Annotated in this window: 11 protein-coding genes and 2 pseudogenes; 5 read left to right on the top strand and 8 right to left on the bottom strand. The window is 57.1% G+C overall.

Annotated elements, in window-relative coordinates; genetic code table 11:
• Positions 1 to 8: 8 nt before the first annotated feature.
• The 8 genes and pseudogenes from tkt to def all read right to left on the bottom strand — a co-directional run bounded on the left by tkt (position 9) and on the right by def (position 8,238).
• Positions 9 to 2,021, bottom strand: coding sequence for a transketolase (gene tkt / locus ACYPYQ_RS05930; protein WP_459721253.1), 2,013 nt, complete (start codon positions 2,019 to 2,021; stop codon positions 9 to 11).
• Positions 2,022 to 2,157: 136 nt separating this feature from the next.
• Positions 2,158 to 2,412, bottom strand: coding sequence for a helix-turn-helix domain-containing protein (locus tag ACYPYQ_RS05925; protein WP_459722452.1), 255 nt, complete (start codon positions 2,410 to 2,412; stop codon positions 2,158 to 2,160).
• A 3-nt stretch (positions 2,413 to 2,415) separates the two neighbouring features.
• Positions 2,416 to 2,784: pseudogene (locus ACYPYQ_RS05920) on the bottom strand (response regulator); the annotation flags it as partial.
• Positions 2,781 to 4,913: a sensor histidine kinase gene (locus ACYPYQ_RS05915; protein WP_459721250.1), complete on the bottom strand. Its 2,133-nt coding sequence runs from the start codon at positions 4,911 to 4,913 to the stop codon at positions 2,781 to 2,783. The gene ACYPYQ_RS05915 and the pseudogene ACYPYQ_RS05920, both read right to left, overlap by 4 nt.
• Positions 4,910 to 5,506 (bottom strand): DUF4390 domain-containing protein, encoded by a 597-nt coding sequence (locus ACYPYQ_RS05910; protein WP_459721248.1) that lies wholly within the window; start codon positions 5,504 to 5,506, stop codon positions 4,910 to 4,912. Before ACYPYQ_RS05910 ends, ACYPYQ_RS05915 begins: the two co-directional genes overlap by 4 nt.
• Positions 5,507 to 5,513: 7 nt before the next feature.
• Entirely contained in the window at positions 5,514 to 6,791 is a 1,278-nt protein-coding gene (rsmB, locus tag ACYPYQ_RS05905) for a 16S rRNA (cytosine(967)-C(5))-methyltransferase RsmB (RefSeq protein ID WP_459721245.1), read from the bottom strand.
• Positions 6,788 to 7,726, bottom strand: coding sequence for a methionyl-tRNA formyltransferase (gene fmt / locus ACYPYQ_RS05900; RefSeq protein ID WP_459721242.1), 939 nt, complete (start codon positions 7,724 to 7,726; stop codon positions 6,788 to 6,790). The genes rsmB and fmt overlap by 4 nt, the downstream gene beginning before the upstream one ends.
• A gap of 8 nt (positions 7,727 to 7,734) precedes the next feature.
• Complete coding sequence (gene def, locus ACYPYQ_RS05895; protein WP_459721239.1) at positions 7,735 to 8,238, bottom strand: peptide deformylase; 504 nt, start codon at positions 8,236 to 8,238, stop codon at positions 7,735 to 7,737.
• A gap of 89 nt (positions 8,239 to 8,327) precedes the next feature.
• On the opposite strand from def, the gene ACYPYQ_RS05890 reads away from it, so the two are divergent.
• The 5 genes and pseudogenes from ACYPYQ_RS05890 to ACYPYQ_RS05870 all read left to right on the top strand — a co-directional run.
• Complete coding sequence (locus ACYPYQ_RS05890; RefSeq protein ID WP_459721236.1) at positions 8,328 to 9,371, top strand: LysM peptidoglycan-binding domain-containing protein; 1,044 nt, start codon at positions 8,328 to 8,330, stop codon at positions 9,369 to 9,371.
• Positions 9,372 to 10,442, top strand: a complete 1,071-nt coding sequence (dprA, locus tag ACYPYQ_RS05885) for a DNA-processing protein DprA (protein ID WP_459721233.1) — start codon at positions 9,372 to 9,374, stop codon at positions 10,440 to 10,442.
• A 12-nt stretch (positions 10,443 to 10,454) separates the two neighbouring features.
• On the top strand, positions 10,455 to 10,910 hold the full coding sequence (locus tag ACYPYQ_RS05880) for a Smg family protein (RefSeq protein ID WP_459721230.1): 456 nt from the start codon (positions 10,455 to 10,457) through the stop codon (positions 10,908 to 10,910).
• Between the two features lie 9 nt (positions 10,911 to 10,919).
• The gene (topA, locus tag ACYPYQ_RS05875) at positions 10,920 to 13,598 is read left to right on the top strand and encodes a type I DNA topoisomerase (RefSeq protein ID WP_459721227.1); all 2,679 of its coding nucleotides are present in this window, start codon (positions 10,920 to 10,922) and stop codon (positions 13,596 to 13,598) included.
• Positions 13,599 to 13,746: 148 nt separating this feature from the next.
• A pseudogene (locus ACYPYQ_RS05870) lies at positions 13,747 to 14,542 on the top strand (IS3 family transposase); the annotation flags it as partial.

Below are 14,542 nucleotides of genomic sequence, written 5' to 3'. Positions count from 1 at the left end.
CTTGTGCCTTACAGTACCGACTTCACGGCCTTGACCACGTTCTCGGTAGTGAAGCCGAAGTGCTTGAACAGTTCCGGTGCCGGAGCGGATTCACCGAAGGTGTCCATACCGACCACTGCGCCGTCCAGTACATACTTGTACCAGCCGCCGGTGACGCCGGCTTCCACCGCCACGCGCTTGATGCCCTTGGGCAACACGCTGTCCTTGTAGGCCTGATCCTGCTTGTCGAACACGTTGGTCGACGGCATCGACACCACGCGCACGTTGATACCTTCAGCGGCCAGCGCTGTTTGTGCGCTCAATGCCAGTGACACTTCGGAGCCGGTGGCGATGATCACCGCTTGCGGCTTGCCACCAGCTGCTTCGGACAGCACATATGCACCCTTGCGGATAGCAGCGATCTGCGCCGCATCGCGCTTCTGGAACGCCAGGTTCTGGCGGCTGAAGATCAGGCTGGACGGGCCGTCGCGACGCTCGACCGCACAAGCCCAAGCCACCATGGATTCCACGGTGTCGCACGGACGCCAGACTTCCATGTTGGGAATATAGCGCAGTGTGGCGGTCTGCTCGACCGGCTGGTGCGTCGGGCCGTCTTCGCCCAGACCGATGGAGTCATGGGTGAACACATAGATCACGCGCTGCTTCATCAGCGCGGACATGCGCAACGCGTTGCGCGCATATTCCGAGAACATCAGGAAGGTGCCACCGAACGGCAGGAAACCGCCGTGCAGGGCCATGCCGTTCATGATGTGCGCCATACCGAATTCGCGCACGCCGTAGCTGATGTAGTTGCCGGGCTTCTTGCCGGAAACGTGGTGCGCACCCGTCCAGTTGGTCAGGTTGGAACCGGTCAGGTCGGCGGAACCGCCGAGGAACTCGGGCAGTGCCGGTTGCAGCGCATTGATCGCGTTCTGCGAAGCCTTGCGGGTAGCGATGGTCTCGCCCTTGGCATTCACCGCCTCGATGGCCTTGGCCACATGCTCGGCCCAGTTGGCCGGCAGGTCGCCCTTGATGCGGCGCTCGAACTCGGCTGCTTCCTTGGGGAACGCTTTCTTGTATTCAGCGAACTTGTTGTTCCACAACTTCTCCAGCCCTTCGCCCTTGGTACGGGCATCCCATGCCTCGTACACGTGAGCAGGAATCTCGAACGGGGGATACTTCCAGCCGATGTGCTCGCGGGTCGCTTGAACTTCCGCATCGCCCAGTGCCGCGCCGTGCACATCGTGGGTACCTTGCTTGTTAGGGGAACCAGCGCCGATGACGGTCTTGCAGCAGATCAAGGTCGGCTTGTCGGTCACAGCATGCGCGGCCTTGATGGCAGCGTCGATCGCTTCGGAATCGTGACCCTGCACGTCGGCGATGACGTGCCAGCCATAGGCTTCGAAGCGCTTGGCAGTGTCGTCGGTATACCAGCCGTCGATGTGGCCGTCGATGGAGATGTTGTTGTCGTCCCAGAACGCGGTCAGCTTGCCCAGGCCCCAAGTACCGGCCAGCGCACAGGCTTCATGGGAGATGCCTTCCATCATGCATCCGTCACCGAGGAACACATAGGTGCGGTGATCGACGATCTCGTGACCCGGCTTGTTGAATTCGGCTGCCAGCAGCTTTTCGGCCATCGCCATACCCACGGCATTGGTGATGCCCTGGCCCAGCGGACCGCCGGTGGTCTCGACGCCGGGGGTGTAACCGTACTCGGGGTGACCCGGGGTCCTGGAGTGCATCTGGCGGAAGCGCTTCAGTTCTTCGATCGGCAGGTCGTAACCGGACAGGTGCAGCAATGCATAGATGAGCATGGAGCCGTGACCGTTGGACAGTATGAAGCGGTCACGATTCGGCCATTTCGGATTTGCGGGGTTGTGACGAAGATGGTGGTTCCACAATACGTCGGCGATCTCTGCCATGCCCATCGGCGCGCCCGGGTGGCCAGAATTTGCCTTCTGCACTGCATCCACCGCCAGCATGCGGATCGCACCTGTGATGTCGTTATATTTTGGTGGCGTTACACTGCGTGTTGCTGACATTTCCGTTCTCCTCCGAAAAGACTTTGTGGCGATTAAGCACGAGACACTACATTAAAGAAGGGCGATTATGCCTCAGCGCCCATTGCCTGAGCAACTCGACAATGCCCCTGGCTGTTGATTGGGAATAGCTTTTGCTTCAGCCCCCGTTCTTTTTGGGCGGTTTTATGCCCAATTGCTTGAGTTTTCGGTACAAATGCGTACGCTCCAGGCCGATTTTATCCGCAAGACTGGCAATATTCCCCTTGGCCATTTCAAGATGATAGTTGAGATAGGCCGTATCGAAATGTTCGCGCGCCTCCCGGAACGGCAGATCCAGTGGTAATTCCAGTTTCACGTTGCCATCTCGTTTGCCGTCTTGTGATTCCAGCTTGCTCCCGGATTTGTCGGCCATGGCTTGTTGCGGCTTCAAAGTCTGTGCGATCGTCGCCAGCAGCTTTTTCAGGGCGATGGGTTTTTCCAGGAAATCCACCGCACCGATGCGGGTCGCTTCCAGGGCGGTCTCTATGGTGCCGTGCCCCGACATCATGATGACCGGCATCGTCAGTCGTTCCTGTGCCACCCATTCCTTGAGCAGAGTGAGGCCGTCCGTGTCGGGCATCCAGATATCCAGCAGCACGACATCGGGCCCCTGTTCGATCAGCTTGCGCGCTTCTTGCGCGTTCTCGGCCAATAGCACCCCATAGCCCTCGTCGTAAAGGATTTCGGATAGCAGCTCGCGTATGCCTGCCTCGTCGTCCACGATCATGATGGTCTTGCTTGTCATACCACTCTCCCAGTCTTTTTTTCCAGCACCGGCAACAAGATGTTTACGCACGTTCCGCCCTGTGGCCTGTTCTGAATGTTGATGCTGCCGCCGTGTTCTTCCACGATCTTCTTTACTATGGGCAACCCCAGCCCCGTCCCCCTGGCTTTGGTCGTTGTGTAAGGTTCGAATGCCTTCGCGAGGAACTGCTCCGGAAAACCGCTTCCGTTGTCTTCCACTGACAATCTGAGCATGCCGTTCTTCTCGTCTGCGGTGGACAGGGTGATCAGCCTGTCTTGCACCTGCTGCAATGCATCGTGCGCATTCTGCAACAGGTTGTGTACCACCTGTCGCAAGCGCGTCGCGTCGCCATTGATCATGGTTTGACGGGCCTCCAGTTTGACTTGGATAGGGCTGCTGTTCGCTTCATACAAACCCAGTATCTCGTTCAGCAACTGGTGCAGGTCCAGCGGTGTCAGACGCGCGGCCGGTGCGCGAGCGTAATCGGCAAAGTCTGAGACCATGTTCTTCATCGCGGCTACCTGGCTGACTATGGTCTGCGTTGCACGCAGGAGCAGTTGTGCATCTTTCTCATCGAGTCGATCTGCAAGTTTATGTTGCAGGCGTTCTGCCGAGAGCTGGATCGGTGTCAGCGGGTTCTTGATCTCATGTGCGAGGCGTCGGGCGACCTCGCCCCATGCAGCTTGACGCTCGGCCTGCCGCAGATGGGTGATGTCGTCGAACACCATGACATAGCCCCTGTTTGCGTCTCCTGCCAACCGCGTTCCGCGCAACAGCAGCACCTGATCGCCATCCTTGCTCATACGCTCGATCTGGCGCTGCCACACTTGCTGCGGACTCGACGCGATGCCTTGTTCGATAGCAAGCAAGAACGGTTTTAGCAGGCCATGCTCTTCGGCCAGACTCAGGATGTTCTTCCCATGCATCTCTGCAGCCGGCAAGCCGAGTATCTGCCCAGCGCTGGCATTGGCCGAGCGCAGCATCAAATGTTCATCCAGAACCAGCACGCCGGACGACAAGTGACCCAGGACGCTTTCCAAGTGTGCCTTTGCATCGGCAACTTGCTGCTGTTGCTGTTCACCCAGGGTCTTCGCCGCCGACAGTTGCGAAGTCATCTGGTTGAACAGCGCTGTCAATCCGCCTAGCTCATCGTTGCTCTGCACCGGATAACTGCTGCTGAAATCCCCTTTCGCCACGGCTCTTGTCCCCTCGGCCAAAGCCGCCAGCGGCGCGCTCAGTTTTGCGCTCAAGTAGAACGCTGCCGAAATCGCACTCAGCAGAACGATCAACAGTGAAAGTGTCAGTGTGATGCCATACAGTCGTTTGAGCCCTACCCTGGACAGGCTCAACTGCTGATAATCGCCATAGACACCCTGAACCGTCTCCGCATCTGCGGCCAGCCGTTCTGCCACAGGTTGCGCGAATTGCAATACACGCCGCGCGTTATCCATCGAACGGATAGGTACGATGACCCTCAAAACCAATCGGCCATCCGGCAAGGCATCCGCCTGGCTATATCGGCCTGCTTTCCACACTTCACGCAGCATGTCGGGGGTGGGAGACTCTATGCGTTCGACATTCCTGCTGCTGGCATATGCGGAAAGCCTTCCGCCATTGTCGAATACTGCCGCCTCCTGGGTACCGCCTTCGGATACGAAGCGGGCCAGGGTTTCACCATGCCGCTCCGGAGATTGGTCCGCAAGGATCAATGCCACGAACTGGCCTTTCCTTCCCAATTCATCCAGCCCGTTCTGCAAGGTACTGCGTGCGAGATTCAGGCCGCCCTCCAATGCCTTCTCGACGCGCACATCGAACCATGATTCGATGCTCTTGCCCAGGAACTGTACTGATACCGCATAGACCAGCATGCCCGGCAATACGGCTATCAACGAAAAGAACATCGCCAGACGCAAAGTAAGCCTGGCACCGTACACTTGGTCGCGCAGCTTGTTCTTCAGTTGCCAGAACTGATAGACCACCTGCACAAGGAGTCCGAACGCCAGTGTTCCCGTCAATAGCAGCAGGGTGAAGTAGTTGGCTGCATACAGATCCGTGTTCCCGCTCGCAGTGGACAACAAATAGAGCAGGATGACCCCGATGATGCTGGAGAACAGGACCAGGTACTTCATTGCGCACCTTCTTCTGCTGGGGGCTCAGGGCTGATATCCCAGTGAAAGCGTTCCGATTCGACTTTCCATTGGTCGCTGGTCAGCGCGTTCAACTGCATCGGTTTCGGCAATTGCGTGATATCCAGACTCATCCAGGCGGTTGCGCCAACCTGACTGCCTTTCTTTACCAGCCTGGAAAAATAACCGCCACCGGACATATCAAGACGAGAAACTTCTATCGGCGGCGCGACTTGCCTCCCCAGGATACGCAAGGCATCCGGCAGGGACAGGAAGCTCTGATACAAACCGCCGCGGGTCAGGCGATATTGCTGGGTCAGTGTGTTGAACGAAAGTTTGCTGGTCTGTGTGTGGGTGGCGATCTCGCTGTCCATCCAGTACCAGCGCGAACGGTGTACCGACAGTTCGCTTTCAAAATACAGCGTCACCCCCCGCTTCAGAGCCTCCTCTACCGGCGGAGGCAACCGGATCTCGAAATCTGCGGAGACCAAATAACCCTCGCTGGTCAGCCGCGCTTCTGCTTTTTTTACCTCGATGCCGTCCGCAATAGCGTTCGCTGCGCCAAGGATCAGTCCCAAGGCGCAGAGGCTTCGCATCAGTGCTCTAGTCATCTTTGCGCAGCAAGGCATAGAAGAATCCATCGTGCTGGTCGCAGGGTAACAATTGTCCGGGCGGTTCGTTTGCAAAAGGCAGCTCGATAGTCTCCTGATGCGCATCCACATGTGTAGCCAGGAACCGTTCGACAACCTCCTGGTTCTCCTGCCTGAATACCGAACAGGTGGCGTAAAGCAATTTACCACCCGAATCCAGTAACGGCCAAACAGCTTGAAGTATGCCGAGCTGTTGTCTGGCGAACTCTGCAATGTCAGCAGGTCTTCTCAACCACTTGATATCGGGATGCCGACGCACGACCCCAGAGGCCGAACAAGGCACGTCCGCGAGTATGCGCTGGAACGGCTTGCCGTCCCACCATGCGCCTGGTTGCGCGGCATCTCCGCAAATGACTTCCGCGTTCAGCTTTTCCCTGCGCAGGTTCTGCCTGACCCTGTCCAGCCGCTGATCATCCTTGTCCATAGCCACAAGTTCGATGTCCGCGCGCTCCAGCATATGCATCGCTTTGCCGCCCGGTGCAGAACAGACGTCGAGTACGCGCATGCCATCCTCGACTCCGATTATCGACGCCGCGCACTGCGCCCCCGCATCCTGCACCGACACCCAACCTTCGGCGAACTTGGGTATACGGTCCACCGGTGTCGGTCGGGCGAGCAGCAGCGCTTCTGCTGTCACACTCTGCACTTTGATCCCCGCCGTATCCAGCAATGCCATATAGTTCTGGGTTGTCGCGAGTCGTCGATTGACTCTCAGCGTCATCGGCGGGTGCGTGTTGCCAGCCTGCAGGATGCTGGTCGAGCGTTCGCCGTACTGTTGTTCTATCTCTTGTATCCACCAGTCCTGATAAGCATAGCGGCTCGCTTTCTCCGCCTCGGCTGCCTTGCGAAGACTCTCGCGCTGACGCAGGAAATTGCGAAGAACGGCATTTACCATACCGCTGACCGGTGACTTGAATCTCTTCGCCGCGCGCACAGCTTGGTCGACGATCACATGCGATCCGGCTTTGCTGTATTCCAGTTGGTACAAGGCTACCAGCAACAGGTACGACACCAGCTTATCGCGGGGAGGCCGCTCGAGTAGTTTTCCCAACATGAACGCCAAGCGCGAGTGGTAGCGGACCGTGCCGTAACTCAAATCCTGAAGCGCCCCTCTTTGCTGCGGTGTGTAATCGGGGTTCTCCGCCAGCCTGTCGGCGAGTGCCCGATCCAGATTTCCCCCGCCCATCACACGCTGAACGATGCCGGCCGCCTCGGTCTGGATGACATTCACGGCTGGCCGCCACCGAATCTGTCGCCGATCTTGAGCGGGAACCCCTGCACGAATTGTGCCGCCGCCAATGGCTTCCCTCCCGGCTTTTGCAGCACCTCCAGCGCCAATGTGCCGTGACCGCATGCCACCACGACTTCATTCTTGTTCACGGCCAACACCGTTCCGGGACTTGCTGTTTCATTCAACCCTGTTCGGGCGCGCAGTATTTTTATTGGCGTTCCATTGAACTCGCTTTGTGCGACGGGGAATGGATAGTAGCCTCGCACCGCCCTTTCCAGGACAGCAGCATCCTCGGACCAGTCGATAAGTGCCTCCTGCTTGCTCAACTTTGCCGCGTAGCAAGCTTTGCTTTCGTCCTGCTTCTCCGGTTGCACACCGCCATCCTCCAGCCGTTGCAAAGCCTCGACGATACCGGAGGCACCCAAGTCCGCCAGCTTGTCATGCAAGGTCCGAGCATCATCCGTATTCAGGATGGGGCAGGGATACTTGAATAGCATATCTCCCGTATCCAACCCCACATCCATTTGCATGATGGTGATGCCGGTCTCTGTGTCGCCGGCCAGGATGGCGCGTTGTATCGGTGCTGCGCCACGCCATTTAGGGAGCAATGAAGCGTGGATGTTCAGACAGCCCAGACGCGGGATGTCCAGTACTGCGGCAGGAAGGATCAGTCCATAGGCTGCCACCACCATGACGTCAGCCTGAAACTCCCGCAAGGTTTGCTGTATGGCATCCGACTTCAGGGACGCGGGCTGCAGTACGGGGAGGTCATGTTCTAGCGCGAGTTCTTTCACCGGGCTTGCGGTCATTTGCATGCCCCGGCCGGCCGGCCGGTCTGGCTGTGTAAGCACGGCCAGTACCTTGTGCCTGGTTTTCAGCAAGGCGGCCAGCGCGCTTGCCGCGAAATGTGGCGTTCCTGCAAAGATGATATCCACGTTGCGTTCTACAACGTCTCGCGCCGCTGTTTCTTCAACTTCGCGCGGATGCGGGTTTGTTTAAGATGGGAAAGATGCTCGACGAACACCTTGCCTTGTAGATGGTCGATCTCATGCTGGATGCAGACCGCCAGCAGACCATCTGCTTCCAGCTGGAACGTTTCGCCGTTCTCGTTCAGCGCCTGGACCTTGACCCGGTTAGCCCGTTTCACGGTCTCATAGATGCCCGGGACCGACAGGCAACCCTCTTCGCTCTCCTCGACACCATCAAGCTCCAGGATGACTGGATTGATGAAGACTCTCAGTTCGTCGTGGGTTTCAGACACGTCGATCACGACGATCTGCTCATGCACATCAATCTGGGTCGCAGCGAGTCCGATACCTGGTGCGGCATACATCGTTTCACTCATATCCTTGATCAACTTCCGAGTCTGCTGGGTCACCGTAGCAACCGGCTTGGCCACCTTATGCAGCCGTGGATCTGGATATTTGATAATGGGTAGTAACGCCATAAATGCTTGCCAACTTAAGAGACTAGATGCAGAATTTAAACAGGTGCACAAACTTTGCACCGCATTTCATTACTTTGCTGGGGTTTTCCATGCGCAAGATTATATCGCTGATTTGCTTTCTGTTGCCCATCGTTGCCTCCGCAGACATATTGCAGATCCGCGAAGATGCGCCGGATCGCTATGTCGTCGTCAATGGCGATACTTTGTGGGACATCTCGGCGATGTTTTTCAAAGACCCGTGGAAATGGCCCGAGATATGGGCTTTGAATAAACAAGCCATCAAGGATCCGCATTGGATTTATCCCGGCGACCTGGTGTATCTGGATCGCACCACGGGGACATTGACCACAACCCCGCCTGCGGTTGCACCTGAGCCCGTTACCCCGTCGAATATCGTCAAGCTCGAGCCTAAAGTGCGTGTTGTGGCCCAGAACACCGAGGCGATCCCAGCTATCCCGCTAGATGTGATTGCCTCGTTTTTGCAACGCCCACTGGTGGTCGACGAGGAAGAGCTGGATGAGGCTCCCAAGTTGGTTGGAACCTATGAACAACGCACGCTGCTGTCCGTCAATGATTTGGCATACGCGCAGAACTTGCCTTCGGACAAAGGTTCACAGTGGCAAATCTATCGCCCGAATGTGAAGTTCGTCGATCCCGATACGGATGAAGAACTTGGACAAGAGGTTCTTTATCTCGGTGACGCAAACGTTGAAAAGTTCGGTGATCCCAGCACCTTGCGCATCACCAATGCGATCCTGGAGATCAACAAAGGCGATTATTTTGCCCAGGCGGCCACCGGTTTCAGCCCCAATTATCTGCCGCATGCTCCTGAGGATCAGATATCCGCCAAGGTCATCTCGATCTACGGTGGCGTGCAACAAGCCGGTCAACATGCGGTTATCACGCTGAACAAAGGCCGACGTGACGGTCTCGAAGTCGGCCACATCCTCGGGCTGTATCAAAAGGGCGAGGTTATAAGAACGAAAGGCTGGTTCACACCCAATATCAATCTCCCGGATATGCGCTATGGTTTGGTCATGGTATTCCGTGTATTCAACAAGGTCTCATATGCCTTGGTCATGGAAACCAAACTACCGGTGCAGCTCCTGGATAGCGCCCGCAACCCGGAATAGATGGCCGTTGACTCTGGTCTCGTTGCTTGGCTCCGGCTCTGCACGGTTCCGGGGCTGGGCCTCGAAAGCCAGCGCAGGCTGTTATCGGTATTCGGTTCACCAACGGCCGTCTTCGATCAACCGCTTGCCGCGCTTTCCCCTTATGTAAAACCTGCTGTCGCACGATCGATCTCTGCAGACTTCGATCCCTCTCTTGTCGATACTGTCTCTGCTTGGCTGGATGACGGGCTTAACCATGTCGTCACTATCGCCGACGAGGAGTACCCAAAATCTCTTTTGAACATTTCAGACCCGCCTTTGTTGCTGTTTGTTAAAGGCAGGCTCGATTTGTTGAATGCACCTGCTTTGTCCATCGTTGGAAGCCGCAATGCTTCATCGCAGGGAGTACGCAACGCAGAAGCGTTCGCTCGCGCTGCTTCGGAAGCGGGCCTGTGTGTTGTCAGTGGCTTGGCACAGGGCATAGACACAGCAGCGCATATCGGCGGTCTCAAAGGACGTGCCGCGAGTATTGCTGTGGTCGGCACCGGGCTTGATAAGGTCTATCCCGCTTCAAACCGGGATCTGGCACACACGCTCGCCCAGTCCGGAACCATCGTTTCCGAGTTCCCTCTTGGCACGCCGCCTTTGGCGGCAAACTTTCCCCGCCGTAACCGTATCATCAGTGGACTTGGCCTTGGTTGTCTGGTCGTTGAGGCCTCTATCCAGAGCGGCTCTCTGATAACTGCCCGTCTGGCGGCGGAGCAAGGTAAGGATGTATTCGCCATCCCGGGGTCCATCCATTCCCCCCATGCACGGGGTTGCCACGCGCTGATCAAACAAGGTGCAAAACTGGTGGAGGGGATTAATGACATCTTGGATGAGCTCGGTATTTCCATTCATGACGGTCCTTCGAACGACTCCTCCGTTGAGCATCCTCTGTTCGATCACCTTGGCTACGACCCCATAGATGCTGAAGCGCTCGCGCTGCGTAGCGGCTTGACGATAAGCGAGCTATCAGCCATCCTGTTGCAACTTGAACTTGACGGGCATATCGCTTGTCTGCCCGGCGGGTTGTATCAACGCATCTCCTAATATCCATATTTCATGTTCGATATCCTTCTATTCCTGTTCGAGAGTTATTTCGATCTCGGCAGCTATCCCGATCACGACAAACTTTCGCTGAAGCTCACTGCTGCCGGGTTTGAGGAAGAGGATATCAATCAAGCCTTGCTCTGGCTGTCCGGCTTGCAGCAGCTTACCCAGGCAAAGTATCCCGACAGCATCAATCACAGTGGCTTTCGGCTATATTCCGATTACGAACAGAAGCGCATCAGCTCTGAAGCCCTTCAATTCCTGAGGTTCTGGGAGCACAACAAGTTCATATCCCCCATCGAGCGGGAAATGATCATCGACCGGGCTGTCGCACTCGATCGGGAAGGCCTTCAGTTGGACAAAGTCAAACTCATCATGCTCATGGTGTTATGGAGCCAGCATGAGGAGCTGGACCCCATGTTGATCGAAGACCTGCTTACGCCTTCCGGCACAACACCACTACACTAGAATCCGCCTATGGCAACCAATCTGCTAATAGTTGAGTCTCCCGCCAAGGCTAAGACACTCAAAAAATATCTTGGCAAGGACTTTGAGGTGTTGGCCTCGTATGGTCATGTGCGCGACCTCGTACCGAAGAATGGTGCTGTTGACGTAGATAACGGTTATGCCATGGATTACGAAACAATCGCTCGAAATTCCAAGCATGTCGACGCCATTGCGAAAGCTGCTGCTGTAGCGGACAACATCTACCTGGCTCCCGACCCGGATCGCGAGGGTGAGGCGATAGCTTGGCATATTGCGGAATTACTTAAAAGTAAGCGCGCACTCAGAAGCAAGAACATGCAGCGCGTCGTCTTTTACGAGATCACCCAAAGTGCCGTCCGAGAAGCCATCACAAAACCCAGGGAAATCTCCATGCCGCTGGTCAACGCCCAGCAGGCGCGCCGCGCGCTTGATTACCTGGTCGGCTTCAACCTGTCGCCGCTGCTGTGGCGCAAGATCCGCCCCGGTCTTTCCGCCGGTCGCGTGCAGAGCCCCGCGCTGCGTCTCATCGTCGAGCGCGAACTGGAGATAGAGAAATTCAAGTGCCAGGAATACTGGTCGGTGCATCTGGATAGCCAAAAGAACAGCATCCCGTTCAAGGCCAAGCTGTTCCAGTTCCAAGGCAAGAAGCTGGAACAACTCAGTATAGGCAGCCAAGCCGAATACGACGCCATCCACGCCAAGCTGGCCGATGCCAAATTGCCGCCCAAGGTCGTGCGCGTGGAGAAGAAAGGCAAGCAGCGCAGCCCGGCCGCACCGTTCACCACCTCGACCCTGCAACAGGAAGCCGTGCGCAAGCTGGGCATGACCTCGGAACGCACCATGCGCACCGCACAATCGCTGTACGAAGGTGTTGACATCGGCGGCCAAACCATCGGTCTCATCACCTACATGCGTACCGACTCGGTGAATCTCGCCAACGAAGCCGTCGCCGAGATCCGCCAGTACATCGGCGACAACTTCAGCGCCGAGTACCTGCCCGCCAAACAGCCCGTTTACAAGAGCAAGGCCAAGAACGCGCAGGAAGCGCACGAAGCCATCCGCCCCACCTCCATCCTGCGCACACCAGACAGCCTGCGCGACCACCTGAACATCGACCAGTTGCGTCTGTACGAGATGATCTGGAAGCGCACGCTGGCCTGCCAGATGTCGCCCGCGCGTTTCGACACCGTGAGCGTTGATATCCGTTTGAGCAGCGACGACACCCTGTTCCGCGCCAGCGGACAGACACTGGTGTTCCCCGGCTTCATCGGCGTGTACATGGAAGACGTGGACGATGCCGAGGAAGAGGACAGCGCCAAGCTGCCGCCGCTCGCAGAAGGCGATGTGCTGCCCATCGACAAGCTCTACGGCGAACAACACTTCACCCAGCCGCCGCCGCGCTACTCCGAAGCCAGCCTGGTGAAAGCGCTGGAAGAATACGGCATCGGCCGTCCTTCCACTTACGCCACCATCATCTCCACCTTGCAGGCGCGCGAATACGCCACGCTCGACAAGAAACGCTTCATGCCTACCGACGTGGGCCGCGTGGTGATCAAGTTCCTCAACGAGCACTTCACGCGCTACGTCGATTACGGTTTCACCGCCAACCTCGAAGACGAGCTGGATGACATCTCGGAAGGCAAGCGCGACTGGATTCCCGTGCTGGATGAGTTCTGGAAGGGCTTCAACAAACTCATAGTCTCGAAGAAAGACGTCGATCGCCCCGGCACTGAAGTGCTGGAAGAAGCCTGTCCCAAGTGCGGCAAGCCGCTCTCCAAGCGTCTCGGTAAGCGCGGCAGCTTCATCGGTTGCACCGGCTATCCTGAGTGCGACTACACCCGCAGCCTGGTCGAAGAGGATGCAGGCGAAGCACGCCGTGAGCTCGGTCACCATCCCGAGACCAACCAGATCGTGCTGTTGTTGCGCGGCCCCTATGGTCCTTACGTGCAACTCGGCGAGATGGAAGAGGGCGCAAAAACCAAACCCAAGCGCGTCTCCTGGCCCAAAGAACTGCCGCTGGAGAACGCCGACCTTGGCTCCGCGCTAAAGCTGCTCTCGCTTCCAAGAGAAGTCGGCGCTCACCCCGAGACCGGCAAGAAGGTCATCGTCAACATCGGTCGCTTCGGTCCTTACATCGGCCACGACGGCAAATTCAAATCCATCCCCAAGACCGACAGCATCTTCGACATCGGCCTCGAGCGCTGCGTGGAACTGCTGGCGCAAGCCAAGACCGGCGGCGCCGCCGTGCTGCGCACCTTGGGCGAACACCCGGACGACAAGGCTCCCATCGAAGTGTGCAGCGGACGCTATGGTCCTTACGTGCGCCATGGCAAGATCAACGCCACCCTGCCCAAGGACGTGACGCCGGAAGCGGTGACGCTGGAAGAAGCGCTGGAGATGATCGCCGCCAAAGCAGCGAAGGGCGGCTCGGGCAAGACGGTGAAAAAGGCAGCGACAAAGAAAGCCGCGACTAACAAGAAGACCAAGGAAACGGCGGAAGAAAAACCCGCCGCCAAACCCAAGAGCACGGCCAAGAAGGCCACAGCCAAAACTGCTGCCGAGAAACCTGCGGTGAAAAAGGCCAGCACCGCCAAGTCCACGACCGCGAAAACCACCGCAAAGAAGCCAACTGCCAAAAAACCGGCAGCCAAGAAGACCAGCAAGAAATAAGGCCCGGGACTTTCGTCCCAGGCCTACCCCTTGCCGACATCCTGAAAATCGTTTGTAGCGCGCTTTGAGCGGTCTGCGCTGGTGACCTGCTCCCTATAGACCGTACCATCTAGAAGTTAGTAAAGTCCGCTTTTGAAGAGAGGCGGAAATGAAGAAGAGTCGATTTAGCGAAGAACAGATCATTGGGTTCATCAAAGAAGTAGAAGCAGGCATGCCTGTAGCGGATCTATGCCGTAAGCATGGATTCAGCGATGCCAGCTTTTACAAATGGCGATCCAAGTTTGGCGGAATGGATGTAAGCGAGGCGCGGCGGTTGCGCGACCTGGAAGGCGAGAACAACAAGCTGAAGAAGCTACTGGCTGAAGCCCATCTGGATATTGAAGCGCTCAAGACGGCATTCGGCGTAAAGCGCTAGCCCCACAAGTCAAACGGAAGGCGATTGGCGTAATGATCGAACAATGCCAACTGTCAGAACGGCGCGCATGCCGACTTGTGGGGCTATCCAGAACAAGCTGGCGAGAACCGCCAACGAAGGATGCAGAGACACAGGAGTTGTCTGCACGCATCGTTGAACTAGCCTATCAGCGGCGACGTTTTGGGTATCGGCGCATCCACGACTTGCTACGTGCCGAAGGTCGTCACGAGAACCACAAGCGCGTGTGGCGCTTGTATAGCGAAGCCAAGCTGTCCGTGAAGCGACGCAAGAAGGCTAAACGGCCAATGGGCGAGCGCACGAAGCTATCACAAGCATCACGACCGAATGAAGTGTGGAGTATCGATTTCGTGATGGACAGTTTGGCGAATGCCAGACGCCTGAAGTGTTTGACTGTGGCGGACGACTATACCCATGAGAGCGTGGATATAACTGTTGATCACGGCATCTCGGGAAACTACGTCGTGCGTGTGCTTGAACAGGCTGCTCGATTCAGAGGCTACCCCCGGGC

It is taken from the genome of Sideroxyarcus sp. TK5 (assembly GCF_054601595.1).
Note: the sequence above shows the minus strand (reverse complement) of the source record. Positions and strands in the feature narration are given on the sequence as shown.